Annotated in this window: 24 protein-coding genes and 6 pseudogenes; 18 read left to right on the forward strand and 12 right to left on the reverse strand. The window is 70.3% G+C overall.

The window, feature by feature from the left end:
- Nucleotides 1-152: 152 nt before the first annotated feature.
- On the forward strand, nt 153-452 hold the full coding sequence (locus N7925_RS04190) for an NIPSNAP family protein (RefSeq protein WP_274343069.1): 300 nt from the start codon (nt 153-155) through the stop codon (nt 450-452).
- Between the two features lie 13 nt (nt 453-465).
- Here N7925_RS04190 and N7925_RS04195 read toward each other — a convergent pair whose 3' ends face one another.
- The 5 genes and pseudogenes from N7925_RS04195 to N7925_RS04215 form a co-directional block, all read right to left on the reverse strand.
- Nucleotides 466-4,020, reverse strand: a complete 3,555-nt coding sequence (locus tag N7925_RS04195) for an nSTAND1 domain-containing NTPase (RefSeq protein ID WP_274343070.1) — start codon at nt 4,018-4,020, stop codon at nt 466-468.
- Nucleotides 4,021-4,417: 397 nt separating this feature from the next.
- A pseudogene (locus N7925_RS04200) lies at nt 4,418-4,600 on the reverse strand (DUF397 domain-containing protein); the annotation flags it as partial.
- Nucleotides 4,597-4,692: pseudogene (locus N7925_RS04205) on the reverse strand (transcriptional regulator); the annotation flags it as partial. The pseudogenes N7925_RS04200 and N7925_RS04205, both read right to left, overlap by 4 nt.
- Nucleotides 4,693-4,749: 57 nt before the next feature.
- Nucleotides 4,750-5,031 (reverse strand): annotated as a pseudogene (locus N7925_RS04210) (alpha/beta fold hydrolase); the annotation flags it as partial.
- A gap of 35 nt (nt 5,032-5,066) precedes the next feature.
- On the reverse strand, nt 5,067-5,714 hold the full coding sequence (locus N7925_RS04215) for a winged helix-turn-helix transcriptional regulator (RefSeq protein WP_274343071.1): 648 nt from the start codon (nt 5,712-5,714) through the stop codon (nt 5,067-5,069).
- A gap of 113 nt (nt 5,715-5,827) precedes the next feature.
- Between N7925_RS04215 and N7925_RS04220 the strand changes: the two genes are divergently transcribed.
- The 5 genes and pseudogenes from N7925_RS04220 to N7925_RS04240 form a co-directional block, all read left to right on the forward strand.
- Nucleotides 5,828-6,055 (forward strand): hypothetical protein, encoded by a 228-nt coding sequence (locus N7925_RS04220; protein ID WP_274343072.1) that lies wholly within the window; start codon nt 5,828-5,830, stop codon nt 6,053-6,055.
- Nucleotides 6,007-6,387, forward strand: coding sequence for a dihydrofolate reductase family protein (locus tag N7925_RS04225; protein WP_274343073.1), 381 nt, complete (start codon nt 6,007-6,009; stop codon nt 6,385-6,387). The genes N7925_RS04220 and N7925_RS04225 overlap by 49 nt, the downstream gene beginning before the upstream one ends.
- A gap of 64 nt (nt 6,388-6,451) precedes the next feature.
- On the forward strand, nt 6,452-7,117 hold the full coding sequence (locus N7925_RS04230; RefSeq protein ID WP_274343074.1) for a DUF998 domain-containing protein: 666 nt from the start codon (nt 6,452-6,454) through the stop codon (nt 7,115-7,117).
- Between the two features lie 65 nt (nt 7,118-7,182).
- The gene (locus tag N7925_RS04235; protein ID WP_274343075.1) at nt 7,183-7,392 is read left to right on the forward strand and encodes a DUF4287 domain-containing protein; all 210 of its coding nucleotides are present in this window, start codon (nt 7,183-7,185) and stop codon (nt 7,390-7,392) included.
- Nucleotides 7,393-7,795: 403 nt separating this feature from the next.
- A pseudogene (locus tag N7925_RS04240) lies at nt 7,796-8,050 on the forward strand (IS982 family transposase); the annotation flags it as partial.
- Between the two features lie 195 nt (nt 8,051-8,245).
- Here the strand turns inward: N7925_RS04240 and N7925_RS04245 are convergent.
- Nucleotides 8,246-9,295, reverse strand: coding sequence for an aldo/keto reductase (locus tag N7925_RS04245; protein WP_274343077.1), 1,050 nt, complete (start codon nt 9,293-9,295; stop codon nt 8,246-8,248).
- A 111-nt stretch (nt 9,296-9,406) separates the two neighbouring features.
- Between N7925_RS04245 and N7925_RS04250 the strand changes: the two genes are divergently transcribed.
- The 7 genes and pseudogenes from N7925_RS04250 to N7925_RS04280 all read left to right on the forward strand — a co-directional run.
- Entirely contained in the window at nt 9,407-9,877 is a 471-nt protein-coding gene (locus N7925_RS04250) for a MerR family transcriptional regulator (RefSeq protein WP_274343078.1), read from the forward strand.
- Between the two features lie 139 nt (nt 9,878-10,016).
- Nucleotides 10,017-10,913 carry a transposase gene (locus N7925_RS04255; protein WP_274343079.1) on the forward strand — a complete coding sequence of 299 codons (897 nt, stop codon included), beginning with the start codon at nt 10,017-10,019 and terminating at the stop codon, nt 10,911-10,913.
- A gap of 122 nt (nt 10,914-11,035) precedes the next feature.
- Nucleotides 11,036-11,602 (forward strand): hypothetical protein, encoded by a 567-nt coding sequence (locus N7925_RS04260; RefSeq protein WP_274343080.1) that lies wholly within the window; start codon nt 11,036-11,038, stop codon nt 11,600-11,602.
- A 26-nt stretch (nt 11,603-11,628) separates the two neighbouring features.
- Nucleotides 11,629-12,356 (forward strand): annotated as a pseudogene (locus tag N7925_RS04265) (IS5 family transposase).
- 50 nt (nt 12,357-12,406) lie between these two features.
- Nucleotides 12,407-12,547 carry a hypothetical protein gene (locus tag N7925_RS04270; protein WP_274343081.1) on the forward strand — a complete coding sequence of 47 codons (141 nt, stop codon included), beginning with the start codon at nt 12,407-12,409 and terminating at the stop codon, nt 12,545-12,547.
- A 72-nt stretch (nt 12,548-12,619) separates the two neighbouring features.
- A complete protein-coding gene (locus N7925_RS04275) occupies nt 12,620-12,922 on the forward strand; it encodes a barstar family protein (protein ID WP_274346392.1) in 303 nt (100 codons plus the stop codon).
- Between the two features lie 94 nt (nt 12,923-13,016).
- Nucleotides 13,017-13,390 (forward strand): annotated as a pseudogene (locus N7925_RS04280) (ATP-binding protein); the annotation flags it as partial.
- A 13-nt stretch (nt 13,391-13,403) separates the two neighbouring features.
- Here the strand turns inward: N7925_RS04280 and N7925_RS04285 are convergent.
- The 4 genes from N7925_RS04285 to N7925_RS04300 form a co-directional block, all read right to left on the reverse strand.
- A complete protein-coding gene (locus N7925_RS04285; RefSeq protein ID WP_274343082.1) occupies nt 13,404-14,648 on the reverse strand; it encodes a vWA domain-containing protein in 1,245 nt (414 codons plus the stop codon).
- A complete protein-coding gene (locus N7925_RS04290; RefSeq protein WP_274343083.1) occupies nt 14,645-15,916 on the reverse strand; it encodes an AAA family ATPase in 1,272 nt (423 codons plus the stop codon). Before N7925_RS04290 ends, N7925_RS04285 begins: the two co-directional genes overlap by 4 nt.
- A 103-nt stretch (nt 15,917-16,019) precedes the next feature.
- Nucleotides 16,020-17,471: a hypothetical protein gene (locus tag N7925_RS04295; protein WP_274343084.1), complete on the reverse strand. Its 1,452-nt coding sequence runs from the start codon at nt 17,469-17,471 to the stop codon at nt 16,020-16,022.
- A 247-nt stretch (nt 17,472-17,718) separates the two neighbouring features.
- Complete coding sequence (locus tag N7925_RS04300; protein ID WP_274343085.1) at nt 17,719-18,942, reverse strand: L,D-transpeptidase; 1,224 nt, start codon at nt 18,940-18,942, stop codon at nt 17,719-17,721.
- Between the two features lie 268 nt (nt 18,943-19,210).
- On the opposite strand from N7925_RS04300, the gene N7925_RS04305 reads away from it, so the two are divergent.
- The 5 genes from N7925_RS04305 to N7925_RS04325 all read left to right on the forward strand — a co-directional run bounded on the left by N7925_RS04305 (nt 19,211) and on the right by N7925_RS04325 (nt 24,993).
- Entirely contained in the window at nt 19,211-20,413 is a 1,203-nt protein-coding gene (locus N7925_RS04305; protein WP_443032112.1) for a lipid II:glycine glycyltransferase FemX, read from the forward strand.
- Nucleotides 20,414-20,427: 14 nt separating this feature from the next.
- Nucleotides 20,428-22,095, forward strand: a complete 1,668-nt coding sequence (murJ, locus tag N7925_RS04310; RefSeq protein WP_443032113.1) for a murein biosynthesis integral membrane protein MurJ — start codon at nt 20,428-20,430, stop codon at nt 22,093-22,095.
- A gap of 74 nt (nt 22,096-22,169) precedes the next feature.
- Nucleotides 22,170-22,853: a response regulator transcription factor gene (locus N7925_RS04315; RefSeq protein ID WP_274343087.1), complete on the forward strand. Its 684-nt coding sequence runs from the start codon at nt 22,170-22,172 to the stop codon at nt 22,851-22,853.
- Nucleotides 22,850-24,394, forward strand: coding sequence for a sensor histidine kinase (locus N7925_RS04320; protein WP_274343088.1), 1,545 nt, complete (start codon nt 22,850-22,852; stop codon nt 24,392-24,394). Before N7925_RS04315 ends, N7925_RS04320 begins: the two co-directional genes overlap by 4 nt.
- Nucleotides 24,391-24,993 (forward strand): hypothetical protein, encoded by a 603-nt coding sequence (locus N7925_RS04325; RefSeq protein ID WP_265598160.1) that lies wholly within the window; start codon nt 24,391-24,393, stop codon nt 24,991-24,993. Before N7925_RS04320 ends, N7925_RS04325 begins: the two co-directional genes overlap by 4 nt.
- Nucleotides 24,994-25,093: 100 nt before the next feature.
- Here the strand turns inward: N7925_RS04325 and rbsD are convergent, their stop codons facing one another.
- Together rbsD and N7925_RS04335 are read right to left on the reverse strand one after the other, a co-directional pair.
- A complete protein-coding gene (gene rbsD, locus N7925_RS04330; RefSeq protein ID WP_265598161.1) occupies nt 25,094-25,483 on the reverse strand; it encodes a D-ribose pyranase in 390 nt (129 codons plus the stop codon).
- Entirely contained in the window at nt 25,480-26,409 is a 930-nt protein-coding gene (locus tag N7925_RS04335) for a ribokinase (RefSeq protein ID WP_274343089.1), read from the reverse strand. Before N7925_RS04335 ends, rbsD begins: the two co-directional genes overlap by 4 nt.
- Nucleotides 26,410-26,459 lie beyond the last annotated feature (50 nt).

Genomic DNA, 26,459 nt, shown 5'->3' on the forward strand with positions numbered 1-26,459 from the left:
GACGGACATCGCCGACAGGTTGAAATCAGCTCAAGGACCTATGCTGGGAAGCAACTGTGCCCGGCGCCAGGTGGCGAAGGGCATGGCTTCCACGTGACACCCCGCCCAGGGAGACACCCCACATCTAGCCGATCCAGGGAGGACACCCACTCATGGCCAAGACCACCCAGCTCCGCACCTATACCGTCCGCGACGGTCTGCTGGACGAGTGGGTGGCAAGGTGGAAGACCGACATCGTGCCACTGCGGGTGGAGTTGGGGTTCACGATCGGTGGGGCCTGGGTCGACCGCGAGCGCAACCAGTTTGTATGGCTGGTCTCCTACGACGGCCCGGAGACGTTCGCGGAGCGCAACGCGATGTACTGGGCCTCGCCCGCCCGCAAGGCGATGGGCCTCGATCCGGATGACTACCTCGTCAGCACCGACGACCGGACGGTGGAAGAGCGGTACTGAGTCGGCGGTCCGGCTACGCCATGGGCAGCAGGTGTCGTCGTCGTTCGTCCTCGTCGAGGGTACGGAAGACGCGCCCTCGGGCGTGGGCTTCGAGCTGGTCGTAGTCGGGGTCGGCGTGCCAGATGCGAGCGGTTCCGTCGAAGGATGCGGTGAGCAGCAAGGTGCTGTCACGAGACCAGGCGACCGAGGACACCTTGTCCTGGTGGACGCCTACGACTGCGACCTCCTCGAAGGTGTCGGCGCGCCAGACACGTACAGTCCGGTCGTCCGAGCCGCTGGCGATGAAGCGACCGTCGGAAGACCAGGCCACGCAACGGACCCGCCCCTCGTGGCCCTTGAGCACATCGAGACGGCGGCCCGTGTTGACCTCCCACACCGCCACCGTCCAGTCGCCGGAGGCGGTGGCGATCCGTTGTTCGTCCGGGGACCAAGTCACGTCGTCGACGTAATTGTCGTGGCCTCGCAGGACGGTGAGCTGCCGGCTCTCCGCGACGTCCCAGAGGCGGCAGGTACGGTCGTCCGATGCGCTGGCGAGGAATCGCCCGCCGGGCGACCACGCGATGCTTCCCACCCAGTCCTGGTGGCCGGTGAGCGTGGCGAGTTCGGTTCCGGTGTCCGCCTCTCGTACACGTACGGTGCTGTCGTGTCCGCCAGTGGCGATACGGCGGCCGTCCGGTGACCAAGCGCACGATTCGACGACCTCCCCCCGCTGTTCGACCAGCACCGTGCCGGCCTCGTCCAGGATGCGAAAGAGGCCGTCGTTCGTACTGAGCGCGAGCCTGCCGTCTCGGGGAATCGGGGACCACGCCACGCTCCAGACCCGGTCGTCAAACCTCAGCGGTTCCCCTGCGGGGGCCCCGTCGCGGGAGGACCAGTGGCGCACGGTCGCGTCGTCGCAGGCGGTGGCAATCCGTAGTTCGTCGGCGGACCAGGATGCCTGGTTCACCGGGCCGCAGTGGCCGTCGGCCGCGACGACCTCCGCTCCTCGTGGCCGTAGGTCCCACACGATCGCCGAACCGTCGGTCGAACTCGTGGCGAGCTGGGTGCCGGAGGGCGACCAGGTCACACCCCAGACCGTGTCACTGTGGCCCCGCAGCACGACCAGCACCTTCGCGTCATGGGCGCTGACAAGGCGCACGGTGTGGTCCGAGGACGCGGAGGCGAGGGCACTGCTGTCCGGGGACCAGGCCAGGTTCCACACGTAGTCGGTGTGGCCGCGCAGCAGAAGCCGCAGTGCACCGGTCCCGGCGTCCCAGATGCGGGCCGTGTGGTCACCCGACCCTGTGGCGATCGAAAGTCCGTCCGGTGACCAGGCGACACCTTCAACGAAGTCCGTGTGTCCTTCCAGAACCACGGCGGCCGTGCCTGCGGCAAGGTCCCACACGCGGGCCGTCTGGTCGTGCGATGCCGAGGCGAGTCGGGTGCTGTCGGGCGACCAGGTGACGCCCCAGACGTCATTCCTGTGCCCCTCCAGGTCCTGCACGAGGATCCCTGTCCCGGCCTCCCATACGCGTACAACACAGTCCTTCGAACTGGCTGCCACATACCGCCCATCGGGCGACCAGGCCACCTGTCTCACGATGTCTGTAGGACCTGTCAGCAACCGAACTGGCTCGCCCGAAACGGCGTCCCAGATGCGTACGACACGTTCTCGCCCAGCGGTCGCGACGTATGCAGAATCCGGCGACCATGCGACCGACTCGACCATCGCTCCGTCGGACGGCAGGACGAGCAGCGGCTGTCCGGACAGGGCGTCCAGCACGCGGGCGCTGCCGTCGCGCGACGCGGTGGCCAGTCGTCGGCCGTCCGGGGCCCAGGCGATGTGGCGTACGGTATCCGTGTGCACGTCCACTCGTGTACGCATATGGCTCGCCGCGAGCGCCGCCATGAGGCCGCGGCGGGCCGAAGGTGTGGGCGTGCATTCACCCAGGGCTGCCAGGGACAGGAGTACGGCTCGCTCAGGATGCGATTCGGCGCTGCCCATCGCGTACTGGCCGATGCTGTCCGACACACGGCGGAGGAAGGCTAGATCGCGTAGCTGCGAGGACTGGACGAGCACGCGGACCGGCTCCGGGGCGATGCCGGATTCCTCCAGCGCGGTGAGCCTGCGCTGGGCCAGGGTGAGCCGCTCCCCGGTGAGAAGGTAGTCGACGCTTCGGCCGGAACATTCCCAGTCCTCGGCCCACCGCTCCAGCTCGGCGCGCTCACGCAGTTGTTCCGCGCGGGACTCGACCTCCTGGCGCAGCGGAGCCCACTGACGAAACAGCGCCTCGTGCGTCACCTGCGCGTATGGCGCCTCCTGGCCGGTGGTTCCGCCGCCGGCCACGTCTGACACCAGCAGCCGCGCATCGACGAAGGCGTCGACGACGCGCCGTTCTCGCTCGGTGAGCGCGGACAGAGGGACACGCTTTCGGGCCACTTCCTGTCCCTGGACCGTGACGAACATGAGGAGGACCCGCAGGACGAATGCGGTCCCGCCGACCTGGTCCAGTTCGGACATTGTGTGGTCCGCCTGCCGTGCGAGGGCGCCCGCCACGCCTCCGAGGTCACGGTACAGCTCTTCGGTGACCATCCCGCCGGGGCCGGAGGCGAAGTAGATCTCCTGAAGGAGGTAGGCAAGCAGCGGCAGGGCGTCATCCGTGCCGACGTCGTCGACGATGGTGTCGACGACCCCCGGTGCGAAGGAGAGGTCCACCAGTGCGGCGGGGCGTTCAACGACCTGCGCGAACTGGGTCCTTCCGAGTGCGCCGACGGTAACGGGGTGCTGGCAGATCTCAGCGTGTCCCGTGGCCAGGATCCGGCCGAGGAAGTCCACCCGGAGTGTGGCCAGTACGCGGACACTTGAGTCCTGCTCCACGCAGAGGCGAAGTGCGTCGAGGAACTGGGCTCGCTCCCGATCACCGGCCAGGGTGATGACCTCCTCGAACTGGTCCACCACCAGCAGCACACGCCGGAACCGACCGCCGCGCAGGCGGTTCAGTTCGGCCCGCAGCGCGGCCGGGCCCTGCCGAAGCCGGCGTAGGACCGCACTCGCGGATTCTTGCTCTCCACCTGCGGACGCGATGGCCGCGGCCATCGCACCCAGCGGATTCGTCCCCGGGGAGAACGCGGGCACCAGCGTCCATCGGCGATCCCGTAACCGGGGCATCACTCCCGCTCTGACCAATGAGGACTTTCCGCTTCCGGATGCGCCGACAAGCACCAGGAACCGGTCGGTCGGACTATCCGGCGAAGTGTGCAGCCTGCGTGTCAACTCGGTCGCCAGGACATCCCGGCCGAAGTACGCGGCAGCCTCGTCCTCCGCGAAGGCATCCAGGCCGGGGTAGGGAACTCGGTCACGCGGCCAGTCGACCCGCGGCAGCGCCGGATTCTCCAGCCGGTACACAACCACCTGGCCCACTACCATCGCGACGACCAGCAAACCGATGGCGGGGACGGAAGCCTGCTGGATGGTCTGCAACAGCCACGGAGCTTCGTCGACGCCAGTGGCGTAATTCGTGACGATACCGAGCAGGCTCGCGACCAGTACCAGCATCACCTGAAGCGCGAGTTGCAGGCGCTGCCTCATGACGCACCGATGGTTGGTCCGTCATCGCTCCGCAGCACTGTGTGCCCCCCATTTGTTGTTGCCCCAACTATCCTGAGGCCCGCAGCAGTCGATCTCAACAATGCGTGACAGAACAAGCCATCCGCGCGGTCAAGGCTGCCTGATTCGAGCCGGAGGCACCCTGAGACCCCAGGGTGCGGCGGCGGCCGTCTTTGGCGACGAGACCAACTGCGGACTCGACAAGAGCTTCCGGTCCAGCCTGGACCGCTGACACCCGTCGGGCGGCCTGGCAGATGATCCGCCGCGACGAGGGCGTTGACGAGTAGTCGCCCTTACGCGGGAGGGCCCCACGGCGCGCCGTACGGGCGGTGCGGTGGGGCCCTCGGGCTGTCTCTGCGCCGCAGACAGCTGGCCGTCGAACGAACGCCGCCCATGCCTCAGGGCTAAGCGCCACTATGGGGCCTTGGACCTGCTTCGAGTCGCGCACGAGTACGTGCGTGGGCATCGAGGCAACCTCCAGGCATTCGCCGCCTTCAGCACCGCTGTAGCTGCTCTTGAACCAAGACAGCTCCTGTGCCGCACCAGCATCCATGGTCTTCATAGCTCTCCCCGCCGCTTCTCGACGAACGGCAGGGACTCTCGTGGTGTGAGAGCCTGCGACCGGATGATTCCACAGCGAGCTGCCACTGCACGCTTCTCTGCACTTCACCCGTTCGAGTGTGACGTCGTCCGCACTCACTCCCCAGCCGCCAGGACGGGCCGGTGCAGGTCGAGCTGGTCGATGACGGCGAGGACGTCGGCGACGTACGCGGCGCGGCTCACTTCAGGCGGGAAGCGCTCGCTGGCGCCGTGGCCACGCTGGTCGACGGCGATCACCTGGTAGCGAGGGCTCAGGGGCTGGGCGAGGGTGTCCCATTCGCCTGCGTGGCCGACCAGTCCGTGCAGGAGGACGACGGGCGGCCCCGAGCCGCCCCAGTCGCGGCAGGACAGTCGGACGCCATCGCGTTCCACTGTGCGTTCGAGCCAGGTCACAGGTCTTCTTCCGGCGTCGTCGGAGGAGGCGTCAATCAGAAGCGGAACATCTCCGCGAACCGGCCGAGGAGAGTGGGATCGCCTTCCACACGCACGCTGCCGTCGGCAAGTACGTCGGTGGGGGTCTTGCTGCCACTCATCAACTCGCGGATCGGGTGGCCGGACAGCCGTTCAATGACCAGGTCGGGTGCGGGATGCATGCCGGGGCCGACAGCGAGCGAACCGTCGGTGATCTGCAGGTGGAGGGTGAACTCGCCCATGCGGGCCTCGAAGCCGACGGTGGCGCCGTGGGCCTGTTCGGGCCGGAAGGTGGTGCGGAAGGACATGGCCACCGCTTCGGCAGTGATGGCTTCGCCGGGGCGGGGCTCGGTCATCGTCCTCGCGCCCCAGCGGCCCAGCGCGATGAGCGCCGGTTCAAGATCCCGACCGTATTCGGTGAGCTCGTAGACGACCGCGCGCTCGGGGTGCGGCAATGCACGGCGGGTGGCCAGTCCTGCCTCTTCGAGTTGCTTCAGGCGAGTCGAGAGGATGTTGGTGGGGATGGCGGGCAGGCCCTTGCGCAGGTCCGTGTAGCGCTGAGGCCCGTTGAGCAGGTTACGGACGATCAGCACGGCCCATCGTTCGCCGATCATCTCCATCGCGCGGGCCAGGCCGCAGAACTGTCCGTATTCGCGAGTCGCCATGATGCAAATCCTAACCCAAGATTCGATTGACAAAGCGTGCTTGCAAAAGACAAGCTCACTTCTCATTCGGCTGCGGCTAGGTTCCGCAGGAAACTCTTCCGAGGAGTGATCGCATGACCGCGGAACGCAGGATCGTGGCAGGGCTGTTCGTCTCGATGGACGGCGTGGTGGAAGCTCCGGAGAAGTGGGGCATGCCCTACAACACTGGCGAGACGGCCGAGGCGGTGACGCGGCTGTTCGACGACGCTGACACCGCCCTGCTGGGCCGCAGCACCTATCAGATGTGGAGCTCGTGCTTCCCGCAGTCACCAGCGAGCAGGTGCCCACCGCCGACTGGCTGAACGCCGCTCCGAAGTACGTCGTCTCCTCCACCCTCACCGAGGTCGGCCAGTGGCAGGGCAGCCACCTGATCACCGGCGCCGACATCGCCGGACAGATCCAGGCCCTCAAGCAGCAGCCCGGCGGCAACATCAACGTCGGCGGCAGCATCACCCTCGTCCAGTGGCTCATGAGCAACGGCCTCCTGGACGACCTCTACCTGCAGATCGCCCCCGTCATCGCCGGCACCGGCCGCACCCTCGCCGACGACGAACAGATCCCCATGCACCTCGTCAGCACGCGCGCCTTCGCCAACGGCGTCATCGAAACCCACTACACCCCCGAGTCGCGCTGACCCCGCCTGCCCGCCCACTCCGCCCACTCCGCCCCCTCCGCCCACGACCAGGAGAGACCTCCATATGTCCCAGACGCTCAACCCCCCGGCCACCCTCGACGTGCCCCCGGCCCTCCCGGTGCCGCGGCTCCTGTCGGCCGCCGGCATCGCGGCAGGCCCGCTCTTCCTCGCAGCGGGCCTGGCCCAGGGCCTGACCCGGGACGGGTTCGACTTCGCCCGCAATGCCCTCAGCCAGCTCAGCCTCGGCGCCCTCGGCTGGATCCAGGTCACCTTCTTCCTGCTCACCGGCCTTCTGGTCATCGGAGGCGCCATCGCGATACGCCAGGCACTACGCGATGCGCCAGGCGGCACCTGGGCGCCCCGTCTGCTCGGCGCGTTCGGCGCCTCCTTCCTGCTCGCCGGGGTCTTCCGCGCCGACCCGGGAGCCGGGTTCCCCGCCGGTGCCCCCGAGGACCGGGTCACCTCGCTCAGCACGCACGGCGCGATCCACATGCTCAGTGGCGCCGTCGGCTATCTCGCTTTGTGCGCCGCGTTCCTCGTGCTCGCCCGGCACTTCACCGCCCGCCGACAGCGCGGCTGGGCGCTCGCCGCGCGCCTCGTCCCGGTCGGAGTCATCGCCGGGTTCGCCGCCTCCGCCACCACCGTGGCGGCCTTCACCGCCGGAGCAGGACTCGGCCTGCTCGGCCTCAGCGCCGTCACCGCCCGCCTGGCCTTCCCCACGCGGCGCTAGCAGCCCTGCTCCGCCGCCCGCCAGCAACACAGCGAGACCGCCACCGACCGACAGGAGACGTCCGCATGACCGCACCAGCCAATGGGCCCGCCAGCTACTTCCCCGCGATCGAAAAGAAGTACGGCCGCCCGAAAACGGAGTGGAATGACCTCATCCGCACCTCACCGCTGACCAAGCACATGGAACTCGTCACCTGGCTCAAGACTGATCACGGCCTGGGCCACGGTCACGCTAATGCACTGGTCGCGCACACGCTGGCCAACGACCCGAGGTGAGCCGTCAATGCATCGCCGGGGCGTCGATACACAAGGCGCTGACCGTCCCTGCGGCGCCAGGGCGCTGGCCACGCGCACGTTCATCCGGCCAAGCCGTCGCCCTCCTTTTCGTCCTCGGTATTCGGATCGCGTAGCGCGCAGCCCGGCCGCGTACGGCCGGGCTGCGGCGTATCCGGACTAGGTGATCAATTAATTCCAGGGGGTGCCTGCGCCGACGGGAACGAGGGCGTCCAAGATCGTTTTGTGACGAACAACCTGGACACCCTCGCGTCAGCACTCTATGTGACGGCGGACGACCTGCTGAAGCAGCGTCTGGACCTGGCACGGTGGCGGCCGGCCGTGAGAATGGCGCCGCGACTCACCGACGCCGAGCTGGTCACCCTCGCGATGATGCAGGCCATGAATCCAGTTGCTACGGCCGACCCGCAAGGGCGAACAGCGGCGGCCTGGCGGGTCCCTGTTCAAGCCGCTGCGGCAGGTCACCGAGTCGGTCAACGAGACCTTCAAGGAACTCGATCTCGAACAGCACCGAGGACGCACACCCTGCGGTGTCGTCGCCCGCGTCAGGCAGCGGATACTCGCGCTGACCGCCGCGATCCGGCACAACGACCACACCGGACAGCCCGTCCTTCGCTCGCTGACCGCCTATGACCACTGACGATAACGCCGGGCGTTCGGATTGCTCGTCTTCGAAGTCATCTCACTTGGTGGCTACACGCTGGGGGACGCGGTGAGGATCGTTGCGTGTCTGGGGTGTTCAAGAGTACGTCTGACCTGCGACATCAGAGGCGTTCGAAGATCGCTTCCCGTCTGCCATGTGATCGTTGCCCGTCTGGAGAGACAGTCGTCGGGTTCAGGCTGCGGCGCGTTCGGTGAGCGGGCGGCGCCGCAGGGCGGTCTGGGTCAGGGAGCGCGGGGGGAGCGAGGCGGCGGGGTTGTAGAGATTCGTTCCGGGCGGCACGATGTCGTCGATCCGGTCGAGGGTTGCGTCGTCCAGGGTGAGTGCGGCGCCCTTGAGCAGGCCTTCTAGCTGCTGCATGGTCCGTGGTCCGATGATGGCCGAGGTGACGGCGGGGTGGGCCACGGTGAAGGCGACGGCGAGTTGCGGGAGGGTGCAGCCGATGCTTTCCGCGAGTTCGACGAGCTGTTCCACGGCCTCGAACTTGGCGGTGTTCGCGGCGATCGCGGGATCGAAGTTCGCCGGCCGGAGCGCGGCCCGGCCGGTTGCCAGGTCGGTGGGCTGGTCCTTGCGGTGCTTGCCGGTGAGGAAGCCGAAGGCCAGGGGGCTCCAGACCAGCACACCCATGCCGTAGCGCTCGCAGACCGGCAGGAGCGAGGACTCGATGCCGCGGGCCAGGATCGAGTAGGGCGGCTGGTCGGTGCGGAAGCGTCCCAGGCCGCGGCGCTCGGAGACGTGGTGGGCCTCGACGATCTCCTCGGCCTGGTAGTTCGAGCAGCCGAAGGAGCGGATCTTCCCCTGGCGCACAAGGTCGTCGAGGACGGAGAGCGTCTCCTCGATGTCGGTGGTGTGATCGGGGAAGTGGATCTGGTAGAGGTCGATCCAGTCGGTGTTCAGGCGCCGGAGGCTGTCCTCGACCGCTTTGAGTATCCAACGCCGGGAGTTGCCGCCGCGGTTGGGTCCCTCGCCCATCGGGAAGTGGACCTTGGTGGCGAGCACGACGTCGTCGCGGCGCCCTCGCAGCGCCTTGCCCACGATCTCCTCGGACTCGCCCTGTCCGTACATGTCGGCGGTGTCGACGAAGTTGATGCCCTGGTCGAGGGCGGTGTGGATGATCCGGGCACAGTCGTCATGGTCGGAGTTGCATCCATCCTGGAACATCATGGTGCCGAGGCAGTGGACGCTGACCTCGATGCCGGTTCTGCCGAGGGTGCGATAGCGCATGGTGAGGTTCCCTTGCTTGCCGATCACGCAGGGCGACAGGAGCGTCGGCCGCACGAGGCACCCTAGGAACTAGAGTCCCCTCTACATCAACCCCCGGTTACCCTGAGCCGCATGGTCGAGGTCTCCGAAAGTCTGAGCATCGGACAGGTCGCCGAGCGCACCGGTCTGAGCGTGCACGCGCTGCGCTTCTACGAACAGGAGGGCCTGTTCGTCAACGCCGTGAGGCGCGGACCCGGCGGGCGCCGCGTCTACCGCCAGGACGACGTGGACTGGCTGCACGTCTGCATCATTCTCCGTGCCTCCGGTATGCCCCTGGCCGTGCTGCGCCGGTACGCCGGCCTCGTCAGAGCAGGCGCGGCCACCGCGGAGGAGCGGCTCTCGCTGATGCGCGAGCACGAGGAGCGGGTCACCGCCGAGATCGGCAGGCTCACCGAGTCGTTGGACCTGATCAGTTTCAAGGTCGGGGTGTATGAGGACCTCATCGACCAAGGTGATGCCGCTGTCCAGCAGTGCCACGGCCCGTCCCTCCCACCTGACCAAGCACGCACGCCGGGCGTTCGCCACGAAGCGATGGCCGAGTAGCCGGCATCGCGCATGCTTCGCATGGGCGCACGACATCATGGCCGCCGCCGTGGTGCCACAGCGAAACGGCCAGGCGGGACCGAGCGGGCGGGGGACTGTGAAACGTTCGGTCTAACTCCCGATCATGGAAGATGCATCGATGACCAGCAACAACGTGACCGTGACCGAGCCCGTCGAGCCGTCTGAGACGGCGCTGTCGAAAACTGTGGACGACCGGCTGATCGACGAGCTGGTGGGCCGGGCTCAGGCCGAGGGCCTTCAGCTGACCGGCGAGGGCGGGCTGCTCCAGCAGCTGACGAAGCGACTCCTGGAGTCGGCCCTCGAGGGCGAGATCACCGACCACCTCGGCTATGACAAGCACGATCCGGCGGGGAAGAACGGCGGCAACTCACGCAACGGCACCCGCGCCAAGACCGTACTGACCGATGTGGGCCCGGTGGAGAAAACCGTGCCCCGCGACCGCGAAGGCTCCTTCGAACCGAAGATCGTCAAGAAGCGCCAGAAGCGCCTTTCCGGCGCCGATGAGATGGTCATCTCACTCGCCGCGAAGGGCCTGACGACTGGTGAGGTCCAGGCCCACCTCGCCGAGGTCTATGGCGCCGACGTGTCCTGCCAGACGATCGGGGACAAGATCGCCAAGCTGCTCAAGCCTGTCTACACCGCGGCAACCGAGGATGCGGCCCTCGAGCGGTTCGCCGAGTTCGCCGACACGTGGGGCAAAAAGTACCCGGCGATCGTCCGGCTCTGGGAGAACGTCTGGGAGGAGTTCACTCCCTTCCTCCGCTTCGACACCGACATTCGCCGCATCGTCTGCACCACCAACGCGATCGAGTCCGTCAACGCCAGGATCCGACGGGCGGTGAAAGCCCGCGGCCACTTCTCGAACGAGCAGGCCGCCCTGAAGTGCGTCTACATGGCAATCATGTCGCTGGACCCGACGGGCACGGGCCAGGCTCGCTGGACCACGCACTGGAAGACAGCCTTGAATGCCTTCGACATCACCTTCGACGGCCGGTTCTCCGCAGCCCGTCAGTAACCCTCAACAACCCGAGTTACACCGCTCGTTTGACAGCCCCGAGGGTGACGGCTGCCGTCGGTCCGAGTGGCGGCAACGCGCCAAGGTTCTGTTGGGAGGACCGGCCCTGGCAGACTGCGGGCATGGAGGACATAGAACTGTTCCACCGGGGCCGGGGGAACGGCACGGTTCCCGTCAGTCACGCTCCGAAGAGTGAGACCACAGTGGTAGAGATCAAGGGCGGGACTCTCGCCGGGTTCTACGTCTACGGACTGATCAACACTTCCGATCGGCTCGAACAGGGCCGCATGCTCGTGAAGCACAACCTCGGCGGTCACCGTGTACGGGCGATCGTGCCCAGGGAGTACACGCACCTCAAGGTGAAGAAGATGTCCAATGGTTCGCCGTTTCCTCGCTGGAAAATCGGCTTTCGCGCCGCAGGCTCGCTGCCCGAGTTGGTGAAGAGCGTCGAGGGCCGTCATCCGGATGTTCTCCTATATACCGGTGAGCGCACTACGTTGAAGCTGGAGGTGGGCAAGGGGTACGCAGGCTTCTCACACCGGCCACTCAGTGGTGGGGAAGCGACGCCCCTGGAAGGATGTGACGGGCCTTTCCGCGGCACCGTCGAACTTCCGGGCCCTGGCCTGATCGAGGTGGACTGCCTTGTCCGCTGGTCGGCCACCTTGCACCAGCGTTTGATGCCAACGTGAACGGGTTAGTGGATCACGGCCTCGTGATGCGTCGTCAGGAACTGTCCAATGGCGAATGGGAGTTCGTCCGGCTACTGCTGCCCGTTTCGTTGCGGGGGCGGAAGCGGATGGACGACCGAAGGATCCTGAACGGGATCGTGTGGAAGTTCCGGACCGGTACAGCGTGGCGGGACGTGCCTGAGCGTTATGGGCCGTGGGCCACGCTCCCCACCCGGTTCCGCAGGTGGGCGACGGACGGCACGTTCGACCGGATGCGGCGGGCCACTCAGGCGACCAAGCGCTCGGGCGGTCCCAGGGTGGTCTGATCAGCAAGATCCACCTAGCCTGCGACGGATCCGGCCGCCCGCTCAGCTTCGTCGTGACGAGCGGGAACACCAACGACTGCACCCAGTTCACCACGGTGATGGAAGCGATCCGGGTGCCCCGCATCGGGGCCGGGCGGCCACGGGTTAGGCCCGCTCACGTCCTGGGCGACAAGGGCTACAGCTCGAAGGCGACCCGCACCTGGCTCCGCAGCAAGAACATCCTGCACACCATTCCCGAGCGGGCCGATCAGACCCGGAACCGGGCCCGGCGCGGCAGCCGGGGTGGCCAGCCGCCAGTCTTCGACCGCACTGTCTACAAGCAGCGCAACGTCGTGGAGCGGTGCTTCAACCGTTTGAAACAGTGGCGTGGCAAAGCCATCCGCTATGACAAGACCACCGAGTCCTACGAAGCAGCGGTCACTCTCGCATCACTCCTGATGTGGGCGTGACATTAGACGACAGAACCTAGAGCGTTGATTACGTCGGTGGTCGTCGTGGTGTGGCGGGGAACGCCTGGCTCAACCCCCTCGACGGCGACGGCGCCACCATGGGGTCCTACTTCGTCAACGAGGTAACGGTCGTCAGCGTTAGGCCATCCGCCAGGGGAGCCGGCCTCGTCGACCTCACGGTGGCGCTGTGATGGGAGGAAGCCTTGGCTGGAGCGGAGCGGATATGGGACTTGATCCGCGCGGGGCACCTGACTCGCACCGGCATGTGGCCCGACCTGGTGCCCGAAGGCCGCCATGCGTGGCTGTCGGTGGCGCTGTGGTCTCGGGAGTACCAACGTCAGGGACGACCCGACACTCCTGCAGGCCAGGTGTTCACCTTGGACGGTCGGCACATAGTTGACAGGGACAGCTTCTACTGCGCGATCGGTGAGGCCATCAACGGGCCGGGCGGATACTTCGGCTGGAACCTTGATGCTCTGGTCGACTGTTTGAGAGGCGGCTGGGGCGCCACCGCTCCGTTCGGCCCTCCGCCATTCCGGCGCGTACATTCATCACTTGCTCCTTGATCGCGACCTATTACATCGTGACCAACGAGGCACAGATGGTGCAGTTAACGGTGCACCTCCTCACGGCCCGTCATGAGGATGCTGCGTCCTTGCACCTCCAGGTAGGCGACTTGCTCACCATCCTTGCGGCGAACGGCTCGACGCCTGGGGCATCCCGTACGGGAGTGACGCCCACGACGCGTTGACGCTGATCGTGGCGGAACTCAGCGCCAACGCCGTCAGTCATGGCTTCGTACCGGGCCGCGACTTCCGCCTCCGGCTCTCCGCCGAGGACGACCCGTACGCGTGGAGGTCACCGACACCCGGGGCGAGCGCGTCCCCGCACTCGGCGACCCGTCGGCCGACGACCAGGAAGGCGGCAGAGGACTGCTCCTCGTAGCCGCCCTGACCGACAACTGGGGCTGGTTCCCCCGCACCGACGGCTCCGGAAAGACTGTCTGGGCCTCGCTCGACGTACGGCCCCTCTGACCCGGTGCCGGCGCTACCCGATCTCCACCACCCGCGCCCACGCCGGAGGCCGGCGGGGGACGTAGTCGGGGTTGTCCTCGTCCCAGGAGCGGCGTCTGTGGTCCCTGGGGAACAGGCCGACGACCGTACGGCAGGCCGGTTGCGCGGCGGGCCACGGTGTCTGTCCGTCGGTCAGGATCACGATGGCGTCCGGGCGGGGGTGGGACCGGAGCGCCTTGGCGAAGCCCGTACGCAGATCCGTGCCGCCGCCTCCCACCAGCGGGATGCCCTCGGCCTGGCACAGCGGGTGGACGACCCGGGTCGCCGCGTCGCAGGCGAGGACGGTGACCAGGTCGCGGCGGCCGCCCACCGCGCGGGAGATGGCGGCGACCTCCAGGAGGGCGCTGCCCAGTTCGGCGTCGCTGACCGAGCCGGACGTGTCGATGACGACGGAGACCCGGGGCGGTCTGCGGCGGAGGCTCGGCAGGACGACGCCGGGCAGTCCGGTGGAGCGGCGGGACGGGCGGCCGTAGGTGTAGTCCTCCCCCGCTCCGGGCCCCGAGGCGGCCGAACGGACGGCGGCGCCCAGCAGATCCCGCCAGGGCTGCGGAGGGTGGAACGCCTCCTCCGCCCACCGCTTCCACCCCTTCGAGGCGTTTCCCGGACGGCCCGTGATGCCCTGCGCCACCCGGAAGCGGACCGCGTCCTGTTCATGGGCGCTGAGCCCGTGCGCGCCGTCGGGCCCCACGTCCCATTCCCTCTCCAGTCCGTCGGCGCCGCTTCCGCAGTCCAGCCAGGCGAGGTCCTGGGTGCGCGATCCGAGGCGGAACTGGTACAGGTAGTCCTCCATGAGCTCGCCGGGTTGCAGGTGCAGAGTCGACGGGTAGACGATGCCCTTCGGCCGGGCCAGGCCGTCGCCGTACACGTCGTCGTTGATCTCGCAGTCGGCGGCGATGTTCATCCGCAGCCGCTCCCCCGGGCCGGTCAGCCCGCGCTGCCGGGCGACCCGGTCGCTGCGGCCGTGGTGGTCGCGCAACAGGTGCGACACCTCGTGGACCCAGACCCCGGCCAGCTCCTCGACGGGGGTACGGGCCACGAAGGACGGCGATACGTAGCACCGCCAGTACCGGTCTACGGCCATGGTCGGGACCTGCCGTGACTCCACGGTGTGCAGGGCGAACAGCGCGGTCGCCAGGTAGGGGCGGACCCGGGCTGCCTGGAGGCGGGCGGCGAAGAGTTTGTCCAGGTCGAGCGCGCTCGGCGCGTCCGTCGTCGTCATCGGCCCACCGTCGCCTTCGTCTTCGCCGTGACCCGGGCGGCGGCCCGGTCCGCGCGCCCGGACAGCGACACGACGCCCGCGAGCTGTTCGATGGAGGCCGGTACGTCCCAGTCCTCCTGGCGCAGCGCGGCGAGGGTCGTCGCCGGGACGACCACCAGGTCCGGGGCTCCGGACTCCAGCGCGCGGACGAGCAGCGCCCACGCCGCGTCCCAACGGGCCCGGTCCGGGCGGGTACGGACCGCCGCGACGGCCCCGTCCAGCGCGGCCTGCCGGAGATCGCCGCGCTCGGGCAATACGGCGCCCGCCGGGTCGGCGAGGAGGTCCTCGGGGTCCGGAAGGTCCATCCGGTCCAGGCTCGCCAGCAGTTCGAGACCCGGGCCGTCCCCCACCGTCCCCCTGACCAGCAAGGACAGCACGTCCCGGGTGGATCCGGCGGCGGTCGCGAAGGCGATCAGGCTCAGCGTCATGTCCCAGCTGCGCGGCGAGGGCCACGGGCCGCCCCGGCGCGTCTCCGTCGTGGGCAGCCGGTGGACGAGCGTGGGGCGGGCGGAGAGGAGCCCGCACACCGCGCGCCGGGCGAAGTCCACCGCCTCGGGCAGCTTGTCGGGGTCGAGGCGGGGCAGGGTCGCGCGGGGCCAGGTGCCGGCGAGGCCGCGTACGACGACCTCGTGGTCATGGGTCCACTGGAGGTGGACGAAGCGGTTGGCGAGCGGCGGGCTCAGCTCCCAGCCGTCGGCCGCCGAGGAGCGCGGGTTGGCGGCGGCCACGATCCGTACCCCGGGCGGGAGTTGCAGTGCCCCGATCCGCCGTTCCAGTACGAGGCGGAGGAGCGCGGCCTGAACGGCGGGCGGTGCGGTGGAGAGCTCGTCGAGGAACAGCAGCCCGCGCCCGGCCCGTACGAGGCGAACGGCCCAGTCCGGCGGGGCCATCGGCACGCCCTGTTCGGCGGGGTCGTCGCCGACGATGGGCAGTCCGGAGAAGTCGGACGGCTCGTGGACGCTGGCGATGACCGTGGTGAGCGGCAGGTCCAGGGAGGCGGCGAGCTGGGTGAGCGCCGCGGTCTTGCCGATTCCCGGTTCGCCCCAGAGCAGCACGGGCAGGTCGGCGGAGACCGCCAGGGTCAGCGCCTCCAGCTGGGTGTCGGGGCGCGGCTCGGTGGTGGTGTCGCGGAGCAGGCTCATCAGCGTGTCGGCGACGGCGAGTTGGGAGGCGGGAGCGGTGTCCGTGGACACGGCTGCGGGCGTGACGGACGGGGTGTTCGACAGCATGAGTGATCACCTGAGGTGTGCGAGAGGGCGAATGGGCACGGGTGCGTACGGAGGTGGCCGAGGATGGTCACGGTGCGGGGCCGTCAGGCCCGGCACACCGGGGTCAGCGGACGGTTGTGTGGCGCGGGCGCCGGGCCCGGCGGGGGCGGGGGTCGACGGGGCGGCGGGGGTCGGAGCGGCGACGGATGGGGCCTGGCCCGAGCAGGTCGGCCCGGAACAGTCCGTAGGTGATCCGCCGTTGCGCGGCGGCCTCCAGTTCGTCCCGCAGAGGACCGTCGCGCAGCAACGCCCCAGGGCCGAGCAGCCCCTCGACGACGGCCAGCGCCCCTGCGGTGTCGCCGTGGTCGAGGCGTTCCCGCACACCGGTGAGGCAGTCCGGCCGCCGGTGCGCCTCGTCGATGGCCTGGAGGCAGGGCAGCGGAGTACCGGTCAGGGCGACCAGCAGTTCTTCGCGGCGGACCTCGGCCGGATCGTGGTCCAGCGGCGCGAGGGCCCCTTCGACGAGGCCGATCCGGTGCTGCTCTCCCCGGCATGCCACGAGGCGCGACGCTCCTGCCCGGTCACCGCCACCTGGACGAGCCGATGCCGGAGCAGGCGGCGACAGGCCCGGCACGAGGGCCCGCGCGACCAGCGGGTGCAGCTGACCGGCCTCGATCGCCCCGCTGCGGAGCAGGTCGAGGTCGGGCAGCACCCAGGTCGCCGCGTCCGGCAGCACCGGTGGTGCGGACGCACCGGGGTCCGGGGCCGCCTCCGCGACCCGCGCCACCCGCGTCCCCCGACCGTCCGCGCCGGCTGCCAGTTGCAGGAGAAGCCGGCGTCGGCCGCCCAGCCGAACGCTGACCGCTCTGTCCGGCCCTTGCCCCTCGGCGCGGAGCAGGATCGCCGCCTCCGCCGCCCAACGGTCGACGGCGCAGCGTCGGTCAGGCGGGACGGCGCCCCACGGTTCCGGGTCGGCGGCTTCGGCGGCACGGGCGGACGGCAGGTCGTCGAGCCCGCAGCGCATCCGTAGCTCATCGGCCCTGCGCGCGTCCCACAGGTGACGGTGCAGATCGAGGCGGAAGCGCTGGTTCGGACGCGGGTGAGGGTGACGGCGGGCGCCCGGTTCGGTGTGCGACCCGTCCCACAGTGCGAGGCTGATCCGCTGTCCGGCGTCCGCCCAGGCGGGCGGGGTCCGGACGACCAGGTGCAGGGGGCCCGGGCCGTCACGCTCCGGCGGGTCGTAGCGGGCCAGTTCGATCGTCAGCCCCGGGCGCAGCAGCCCGTTCGGGGCGACCCTCGGCATGTGCCAGCGCAGCAGGTCAGGAGCCAGATGGCGAAGGTCCGCCCGGATGCGGGCGGCGAGTTCCCGGCCGTGGCCGCGCACCACGGACCGGAGGCGGAAATCGATATCGACGCCTGCCGCGGCGCACGCTCCTGCCCAGTCCCCGGCCTCACGGCGGGCGGTCGCAGTCTCGATCATCGGGGCCGGCACGGCGAACTCGCGCACGCGCGGCCAGAAGGACGGGGAGGACAAGGGAGATGGGGAGGAATCCCGGTTCGCGGTCGCAGTGAGCATCAGCACTCACCTTGCGCGGACGGGGCCCCCAATCTGTTCATGGAGAGAGTCATCGCGGGGAGCCTAGCTCCGGTCACCGCGTTCTGCCAGAGCTTATTTATCCGGCGGGGCGCCAACCGCCCCCGAAAGGGCGCCCACACCACCTGTTTTCCGCACCCAGCCCGCTGCCGGCCCTGCACCGCAGTTCAGGGGTTCCGGGGTGCCGGGGTGCAGGGGTTGCGGCTCACGCATCCGACCGGCACCCGTCTCAGCGCAGCGCGCTCATCCTCTGCCACTCGGTCCACGAGACGTTCCACGCGCCGAAGCCGTTCCCGGGGGCGACCACGCCCTTGGTGTCCTTGCCGGTGATCTCGAACGGGTCGCCGGGCCGCACCTGACCGTAGAACCAGGCCGCGTCCGCGTCGCTCATTCCTATGCACCCGGAACTGCGGTTGGCCCTGCCGAGATGGCGGGCGTTCCACGGGGCGGCGTGCGCGTACATGCCCGACCAGGTCAACCGCATCGAGTGGTCGACCATCTTGTCGTAGGCGTCGGCGAGGCCCACCGTCTCGGAGTTCATGTTGATCGTGCCCTCCTTGGCCATGAGCACGGCGGTACCTCGCCAGGATCGTTTGTCGCCGCCGGGCGTGCCGCCGGAGACCGGGATCCGGCGGACCGTCCTTCCGTCCCGTACGAGGGAGAGCCGGTGGCGGTCGAGGTCGACCTCGACGATCTGCCGGTCGCCGATGGTGAAGGACGTCGTGTAGTCGCGTACGAACCAGCCGCCGTCCGCGCCCGAGTCGGTGCCGTTCAACTCGGCCTTCAGCCTGACCTCGGTCCCCGGCTTCCAGTACGTCCGGGGCCGCCAGTCCACCCGGTCCCGGCCCGACCAGTCGCGCATCCAGCCCCAGGAGCCCTCGGTGTCGTTCGAGGTGGTGACCCTGAGGTGCTTCTCGACCTCGGCCCGGTTCCTGACCGGGTTGTCGAATACCAGGGAGATCGGCTGGGCGACGCCGACGGTGGTGCCGGTGCCGGGTCTCCAGTCGACCTTGTTGACCTTGTCCGCCTTCGCCGTGGTGAATCCGGCCCGGGCGCTCCGGGCGGTTCCGCCGGTGCTCCGGGTCGCGGCCGTCACCTCGTACGCCGTACCGGGTGCGGACTTGCGGTGGGAGACCCAGGACCGGCCGTCGGCGGCGACCTTTCCGGCGAGCCGGCGGCCCTCGGCGTCGGTGACGGTCACCGAGGTGAGGCTGCCGCCCGAGACCGTGACCCGTACGGGCTCACCGGCCGGGACCCGCTTGCCCGCGGGCGTGACGGAGACCGTGACGGGGCGGTCGTCGGGGCTCGGCGTCACCTCGGCGACCGGGGCGCCGGGAGGGGCGCTCGACGAGCAGGCGGCGAGCGGTGTCAGCAGGGCGGCCGCGACGGCTGCCCGGACGCGGGTACGGGTACGGGCACGGGTACGTACGGGTGTACGTGACGAGCGGGACAAGAGGACCTCCGGGGGTGCCGCGAGAGAGCCGGACGAGTCGGCGATGCTGCGACTGTAGAGCCGGAAAAGCCGAGGTCAGACGCTGTGGAGCGATGTGACGGCGACTGGTGAGGAACGGTCATGGTCCGGTCACATTCGCCGGTCGGAGCGGTCATGAAGCGCTGTGAGCATCCTCTGCATCCCCGCGAAACGTCCGGGGAGCCGTCCCCGCGACCGAGTCCGGGGAGCCGTCCCCGCGAAAGCTCCGGGGAGAAGGAGAGGCCAGACCGTGTCAGCGCTGCTCGTGCCGTCGTCGTCCAGCCCCGTGCCCCGAGCACGGAACGGAGCCGTGGCCCTGGGAACCATCACCCCGGAGACCTACCGCGGCTTTCTCGCGTCCCCCGAAGGCCGGGCCCTCGGCGCCGGCTTCCTCCAGTGCCCGTCCTGGGCCGGCGTCAAGGAGGGATGGGACTCCCAACTGATCGGCTGGGGGCCGGATCCGGAGGCGGGCGGGCTGACGGGTGTGGCCCTGGTGCTGCTGCGGCCGTTCCCCGGTACGCGCAAGTACTTCGCGTACCTCCCCGAAGGGCCCGTCGCCGACTGGAGCGACCCCGACGTCGACGACTGGCTCGATCCGCTCCTGGGGCACCTGCGCCGTGCGGGCGCCTTCGCCGTGCGCATCGGCCCGTCGCCCGCCTACCGGCGCTGGGACGCCGCCCGGCTCAAGCCGCTCACCGGCCCGGGCCGACGCCTCGGCGACGTCCTGGCCAGCGAGGTCGACCCCCTCGGCTCCGCCGTCGCCGACCGGCTGCGGGTCAGGGGCTGGCGCCGCTGCGGTGGCGACGGGTCCGGGCAGGGCGGGGACGCCCAGCCCCGCCACGTCTTCCGGGTGCCGCTCGCCGGACGCACCACGGACGACGTGTGGGCCGGGCTCAACCAGGAGTGGCGACGCAACGTGCGCCGGGCCCGGAAGGAGGGCGTGGAGGTGGTGGTCGGCAGTGCGGCGGACCTTCCCGAGTTCTGCCGACTCCTCGCCATCACCGAGCGACGCGACGGATTCCGCCTCGGCCGCTCGCTCGCCTACTACGAGCGCCAGTACGCCGCGCTCAACGCCGAGGAACCGGGTCGGATGAAGCTGTACCTGGCCCGTCACCGGGGCGAGATCCTGGCCGCCCACACGCTGATCACCGTGGGCCGTCGCGCCTGGTACCAGACCGGCGCCTCCGCCGACCACCGCCGAGAGGTCCGGCCGTCCAACGCCCTGCAATGGCGGATGCTGCTGGATGCCCACGCGCTGGGGGCGGACGTCTACGACATGCGCGGGGTAGCCTCCACTCTCGATCCGGAAGAACGCGGTTACGGATTGCTGCGGTGGAAGCTCGGCACCGGTGGGCAGGTCGTCGAGACGTTGGGGGAATGGGAGAGGCCATTGGGGGGCAGCGCCAACCTCGCGCTTCACCGTGCCTTCCAGGCGTACCTGAACCGCCGATGAAGATGAAGATGAAGATGAAGCAGACATCCCCGACGACGCACACCACCGCGGACCGTCCGGAAGGCGAGGGTGCGGTCTCCGCTCCGCGCGGCAGTGCTGTCATGGCCGCGGGATCCGTCGTCTCCCGCGCCACCGGTTTCGCCCGGTCCGCCGTGGTCGCGGCGGCTCTGGGCACCATCGGGCCGAGCGCCGACGGCTACGCGGTCGGCAACGCCCTGCCCACCATCGTCTACATGCTGCTGCTGGGCGGCGCGCTGAACGCCGTCTTCGTTCCCGAGCTGGTCCGGGCCGCGAAGGAACACCCCGACGCGGGGGCCGCGTACACCGACCGGCTCGTCACCGTCTGCGTCGTCGCCCTCCTGGTCATCACCGCGGCCGCGGTGTGGGCCGCTCCCGCGATCGTCGACGTGTACACCGACTACACCGGCCGGCAGGCGGCCATGACCGTCGCGCTGGCCCGCTACTGCCTGCCCCAGATCTTCTTCCTGGGGCTGTTCACGCTGCTCGGCCAGATACTCAACGCACAGGGCCGGTTCGGCGCGATGATGTGGGCGCCGGCTCTGAACAACATCGTCGTCATGGCCGTCTTCGGCCTGTACCTGGCCCTGTCCCTGGGCGGCGGGGACACCCTCACACCGACCGGGACCGCCCTGCTCGGCTGGGGAACGACCGCCGGTATCGCCGTCCAGGCGCTCGCGCTCCTCCCGGCCCTGCGGGCTGCCCGCTTCCGCTGGCGGCCCCGCTTCGCCCGACGTGACAGCGGACTGATACGCCCCCTGCGGGCGGCCGGCTGGCTGGTGCTGCTGGTCCTCGCGAACCAGGCCGCCTACTGGGTCACCACGCGGCTCGCCACGAACGCCGGCCTCGACGGTGGGCCCGGATTCGGCGCCTACAACAACGCCTACGCCCTGTGGGTCGTACCGCACGGCGTCATCACCGTGTCCGTGATGACCGCGCTCCTGCCACGGATGAGTGCGGCGGCGGCCGACGGGGACACCACCGGTCTGCGGCACGACGTCTCCCACGCCCTGCGGGTCTGCGCGGCCGCCGTCGTACCCGCCGCCTGCGCGCTGCTCGCCCTCGCCGGGCCGGTGACGTCCCTCGTCTTCGGATACGGCAGGACCAGCGCCGCCGACACGGCCGCCCTGGCCGGAATCCTGATGGCCTTCGCACCGGGACTGATCGCCCTGTCGGGCCAGTACGTCCTGTCCCGCGCCTTCTACGCGCTCTCCGACACCCGCACGCCGTTCCTGCTCAACCTGGTGATCGTCGTCCTCAACGCGGGCCTGTCCCTGGCCGCCGCGTACGTGCTGCCGGCACGCTGGGCCGTCACGGGCATGGCAGCGGCCTACTCACTGGCTCTGTGCGCGGGCTGGGCACTGACCGGCAGGGTGCTGAGCCGTCGGCTCGACGTCGTACGCCCCCTGCGGCGGTCGTCCTCCGCGGCCGCCCACGCACGCCTGCTGCTCGCCGCCGTCCCCGCCACCGCCCTCGGCCACCTCGCGGCCCTCGGCGCGGCACGGGCGGGAGCCCTGGCCGCCGCCGTCGCCGGCGCGGCCGCCGTCGTCCTCACCTTCGCCCTGCTCGCCCGTCCGCTGCGGCTCGCCGAACTGAACGCGCTGCTCCTGCGTGTACGCAGTCGGCGGACCCGGACCCGGACCCGGGTCCGGAGCCGGACCTGACCACCACCACCACCACCATCGCCATCGCCATCGCCATCGCCATCGCCATCGCCATCATCGAGGGAGAACAACCGATGCCCCGCGTGCTCCTCGTCGAGGACGACCCCTTCGTACGCGAGGGGGTCCAGCTCGGTCTGCGCCGCCGCGGCCACGACGTACGAGCAGCCGAGACCGGCGAGGACGGCCTCGCCGCACTGGCCGAATTCCGCCCCGACCTCCTGCTGCTGGACCTGATGCTGCCCGGAATGACCGGCGTCCAGGTCTGCCGGCAGGTCCGCGAGCACAGCCAGCTGCCGATCATCATGCTCACCGCGCGCGGCGACGACTTCGACGTGGTCATCGGCCTGGAGGCCGGCGCCGACGACTACATCGTCAAACCCGCCCGGCCCGAGGTGATCGACGCCCGGATCCGGGCCGTGCTGCGCCGCATGGACGACGGCTCCTCGGGCCGCCCGGCCATCGAGGTCTACGGCGACCTCACCATCGACCGGGTCGGTCTGACCGTCTCCAGAGCGGGCCGGCTTCTGACGCTCGCTCCCTCGGAGCTCAGGCTGCTCCTGCACCTGTCCGCCGCCCCCGAGCAGGTGTTCAGCAGGCAGCAGCTCCTGGAGAACGTCTGGGAGCACACCTTCCACGCCGACGGCCGGCTGGTCGACGCCTGTGTCGCCCGGCTGCGCGGCAAGATCGAGAACGAGGTCGGCAGCCCGCGTTACGTCCAGACGCTGCGGGGCTTCGGCTACCGCTTCGGACCGCTGTGATCACCGTCCCCCGGCCCGGCCGCCCGCGCAGTGGCGGGAACGAGGGACAGGACGGCGCGGGTTCGTCCGCGAGCACCCGCGGGCGCTCGCGGGCCAGGGCGTTCGGCCTGCGTACCCGACTGCTGGCCGCCTTCCTGCTGGTCGCCGTGGTCAGCGCCGGCACGACGTCCGCGCTGACCTACCGCGAGGCCCGCAACGCGCTGCTGAAGACCGCACAGGACACGGCGGTCTCGACGTTCCGCGACCAGGTCCAGCGGACGGGCTGGGGGCTGCCCATTCAGGAGGAGGGGCTGGAGGAAGTCCTGCGCGACCTCGCCCGCACGGGCAAACCGCGCCCCTGGGTGGTGTTCGCCGAGTACGGTTCGCTCCTCGCGTCCTCGGGCGAGAACCCGGTCTCCACCGTCATCACCCCCGAGCTGCGGCGGGCCGCGACGGCCGACCGGTACGGGAGCTTCGAGCGGGTCGTCAGGGACGGCGTCCCGTACCTGACCATCGGCATGCCCACGGTCTTCAGGACCGGCCCGGACAGCGTGCTGCCCACCGGACTCGTCCTGTACGCCGTCATGCGGATGACCGACGAGCAGGTCAACGTCGACGCCCTGCTCGTCGCCGCCCGGAACGGCGCCCTGCCCGGCCTCGCCATCGCGCTCGTACCCGGCCTGATCGCCGCGCGCAGTGTGCTGCGTCCGGTGCGGGAGCTGCGCCGCGCGGCCAGGAGCATGGGCAACGGCAGGCTCGACACCCGGATCCCGGTACGCGGCAATGACGAACTGGCCGACCTGGCGGACACCTTCAACGCATCGGCGGGACAACTGGAGCGGTCCGTCGGCGAACTGCGCGACGCCGAGGCACGGGCGCGCCGCTTCGCCTCCGACGTCTCGCACGAACTGCGCACCCCCCTGGCCGGGATGCTCGCCGTCACCGAGGTCCTCGATGAGGACGCGGACCGTCTGGACGCAGACACCGCCCAGGCGGTCCGGCTGGTCAGCGCGGAGACCGGAAAGCTCGCCGTACTCGTCGAGGACCTGATGGAGATATCCCGCTTCGACGCCCGCGCCGCCGAGTTGAACTCCGACGAGATCGACGTCTCCGAGGCCATCCGCAAGTCCCTCCAGACCCGGCGCTGGTCGAACGACGACCGGATCCACGTCGAGCTCCCCACCGGTATCCGGGCCCGGCTCGACCCGCGCCGCTACGACATCGTGGTCGCCAACCTCGTCGGCAACGCCCTGCGGCACGGTGGCGCGCCCGTCACGGTGCGCCTGCGCACCGAGGCGAGCTCCTCCGGCACGCAGGTGCTCATCACCGAGGTCGCGGACAGCGGCCCCGGCATCCCCTCGGCCTCGCTCCCGCACATCTTCGACCGCTTCTACAAGGCCGACGCGGCCCGTACCCGATCGCCGGGCAGCGGCCTGGGGCTGGCGATCACCCTGGAGAACGTGCGTCTGCACGGCGGGACGGTCCGCGCGGGGAACCTGCCCGGCGGCGGTGCCGTCTTCACCGTCGAGATACCGCTCCGGGTCGAGGAGGCCGGCAGATGAGGCGTGCGTGGTGGCGCGGACTCGTGGTGGGCCCCCTCGTCACGGTCGGCGCGTCCCTGGTCGGCGGCTGCGGGATCCAGGCGTCCGATGTCATCGAGGCGGGCGGACCCGCGACCGTCGATGCCTTCCTCAACCGTGACGACGACGTGCTGCTCTTCTTCCGTACCCCCGACGGCGGGTTGAGTCCCGTGATCCGGGCGGTCAGGCCCTCGGCCGGGTTCGGCGACGAGTACGTGGAGCCGGGCTCCGGCGACCGCGACCCCACGGGACCGGCGGGCCCCGCGCCCACGGAGGAGGTCGTCCTGGCGCTGCTCTCGGGCCCTGGAAAGACGGACCGGGCCGCCGGTCTGACCACGGCGCTTCCCGCTGTCCGCGAGGGTGCGACCGTGGCGGTCGAGGTCTCGTCGGACGGCGGGACCGCGACCGCGGTTCGCCTGCCCCTGGCCCTTCAGGGGCTGAACGCCACGGCCCTGCATCAGTTGACCTGCACGATCGCCTACAACGAGGCCACCGACGGCCGGGGGGTCGTGACGCTGACGGGACAGGACGGGGCGAAGAGGTCCGGCACCTGCGGACTCGCCCCCGGCAGAGCCGGCTGAGAACGGTTTCCCGGGCCGGGAGCCGCCGCGCATCGCCCCGCGTACGGCGACGTCCCGGACCCGCACCGCGTCCTGCTGCGGGTCCGGGACGCGCCCTCGCTCAGAAGAAGACCCCGCACCTCAGCAGGACGTTCGCGTACGGCCGGGCCTCCCCCGTCCGGACGACCAGACGGGCCGCCGCCGTGAGCGCCTTGAGCTCGTCGTGCGGGACCACTTCCAGCCAGGGGAAATGACCGTCCAGGAGCGCCGCGGCCTCCGGGTTGGCGTCACGGATCTCCTGGGCGGCCGTCGCGCCCTCCACGACCAGCTCGTCGAGCAGGCCGTCCAGGACTTCGGCGAACGACGGGGTCCCGGCGCGGAAGGCCAGGTCGACCACGCGGGGGCCGGGTGGGATCGGCATGCCGGCGTCGCAGACCAGGACGCCGTCGCCATGGCCGAGTTCGGCGATCGCGCCCGCCAGGTGGCGGTTGAGGATGCCCGACTTCTTCACAGGGCGTCGACCTCCTCCAGCGTCGGGAACGACTCCTGCGCCCCCCGCGCCGTGACCGCCGCCGCGCCCACCCTGACCGCGAAGGCCGCCGCCTCCCGCAGTTCGTCGCCACGGCCCAGACGCAAGGCCAGGGCCGCCGTGAACGCGTCCCCGGCGCCGGTCGTGTCGAGGGCCTCGACCTTCGGGCTGACCAGGTGGTCCAGGGATTCCGTCCGGCTGTCCGCCACCAGGGCCCCGGCCGCGCCCAGGGTGATGACGACCGACCGCGGGCCGAGCGCGAGCAGGGCCGGCGCCCAGTCGTGCGGGGACTCCCCCGCCCCGTCGCCGAGGATGTACCGCGCCTCGTGCTCGTTGACCACCAGCGGATCGCAGGCGGCGAGCACCTCCTCGGGGAGCGGGGCGGGCGGGGACGGGTTGAGGACGAGCCGGGTCTCCGGCCCCCGGCCGCGTACCGTCTCGGCCACCGTGTCGAGCGGGATCTCCAGCTGTACGGAGATGACCCGGGCGGCGGCCAGCAGCGGGGCCGCCGCCCGGACGTCCTCGGGCGTGAGACGGCCGTTGGCTCCCGGGGAGACCACGATGCTGTTGTCGCCCGAGGGGTCGACGGTGATCAGGGCGACCCCCGTGGGGGCCCCGCCCACCAGGACGCCGCCCGTGTCCACGCCCGCCGCGCGCTGGGTCTCCAGCAGGAGGCGTCCGTGGTCGTCGTCGCCGACCCGGGCGAGGAGCGCGGTCCTGGCGCCGAGGCGGGCGGCGGCCAGCGACTGGTTGGCGCCCTTGCCGCCGGGGTGGACGGCGAGGTCGGAGCCGAGGACCGTCTCGCCGGGCGCGGGGCGGCGCTCGACGCCGATCACCAGGTCGGCGTTGGCCGACCCGATGACCAGCAGGTCGTACCGGTACCGGTCGTCGGGGGCGTTGTCGTGCATGTGCGTGCTTCCTGCTTTCGTCGGTCCGGGGTCGAGAGGCCGGTTCACGA

It is taken from the genome of Streptomyces sp. CA-278952, assembly GCF_028747205.1.
In the GTDB taxonomy this organism is placed as follows: Bacteria; Actinomycetota; Actinomycetes; order Streptomycetales; family Streptomycetaceae; genus Streptomyces.

What these genes read in the sequence shown, in the direction of transcription:
- N7925_RS04190 (WP_274343069.1), top strand. Translation starts at nt 153, where the DNA reads ATGGCCAAGACCACCCAGCTCCGCACCTATACCGTCCGCGACGGTCTG.
- N7925_RS04195 (WP_274343070.1), bottom strand. Translation starts at nt 4,020, where the DNA reads ATGAGGCAGCGCCTGCAACTCGCGCTTCAGGTGATGCTGGTACTGGTC.
- N7925_RS04215 (WP_274343071.1), bottom strand. Translation starts at nt 5,714, where the DNA reads ATGGCGACTCGCGAATACGGACAGTTCTGCGGCCTGGCCCGCGCGATG.
- N7925_RS04220 (WP_274343072.1), top strand. Translation starts at nt 5,828, where the DNA reads ATGACCGCGGAACGCAGGATCGTGGCAGGGCTGTTCGTCTCGATGGAC.
- N7925_RS04230 (WP_274343074.1), top strand. Translation starts at nt 6,452, where the DNA reads ATGTCCCAGACGCTCAACCCCCCGGCCACCCTCGACGTGCCCCCGGCC.
- N7925_RS04235 (WP_274343075.1), top strand. Translation starts at nt 7,183, where the DNA reads ATGACCGCACCAGCCAATGGGCCCGCCAGCTACTTCCCCGCGATCGAA.
- N7925_RS04245 (WP_274343077.1), bottom strand. Translation starts at nt 9,295, where the DNA reads ATGCGCTATCGCACCCTCGGCAGAACCGGCATCGAGGTCAGCGTCCAC.
- N7925_RS04250 (WP_274343078.1), top strand. Translation starts at nt 9,407, where the DNA reads ATGGTCGAGGTCTCCGAAAGTCTGAGCATCGGACAGGTCGCCGAGCGC.
- N7925_RS04255 (WP_274343079.1), top strand. Translation starts at nt 10,017, where the DNA reads ATGACCAGCAACAACGTGACCGTGACCGAGCCCGTCGAGCCGTCTGAG.
- N7925_RS04260 (WP_274343080.1), top strand. Translation starts at nt 11,036, where the DNA reads ATGGAGGACATAGAACTGTTCCACCGGGGCCGGGGGAACGGCACGGTT.
- N7925_RS04275 (WP_274346392.1), top strand. Translation starts at nt 12,620, where the DNA reads ATGTGGCCCGACCTGGTGCCCGAAGGCCGCCATGCGTGGCTGTCGGTG.
- N7925_RS04285 (WP_274343082.1), bottom strand. Translation starts at nt 14,648, where the DNA reads ATGACGACGACGGACGCGCCGAGCGCGCTCGACCTGGACAAACTCTTC.
- N7925_RS04290 (WP_274343083.1), bottom strand. Translation starts at nt 15,916, where the DNA reads ATGCTGTCGAACACCCCGTCCGTCACGCCCGCAGCCGTGTCCACGGAC.
- N7925_RS04295 (WP_274343084.1), bottom strand. Translation starts at nt 17,471, where the DNA reads ATGCTCACTGCGACCGCGAACCGGGATTCCTCCCCATCTCCCTTGTCC.
- murJ (WP_443032113.1), top strand. Translation starts at nt 20,428, where the DNA reads ATGAAGCAGACATCCCCGACGACGCACACCACCGCGGACCGTCCGGAA.
- N7925_RS04315 (WP_274343087.1), top strand. Translation starts at nt 22,170, where the DNA reads ATGCCCCGCGTGCTCCTCGTCGAGGACGACCCCTTCGTACGCGAGGGG.
- N7925_RS04325 (WP_265598160.1), top strand. Translation starts at nt 24,391, where the DNA reads ATGAGGCGTGCGTGGTGGCGCGGACTCGTGGTGGGCCCCCTCGTCACG.
- N7925_RS04335 (WP_274343089.1), bottom strand. Translation starts at nt 26,409, where the DNA reads ATGCACGACAACGCCCCCGACGACCGGTACCGGTACGACCTGCTGGTC.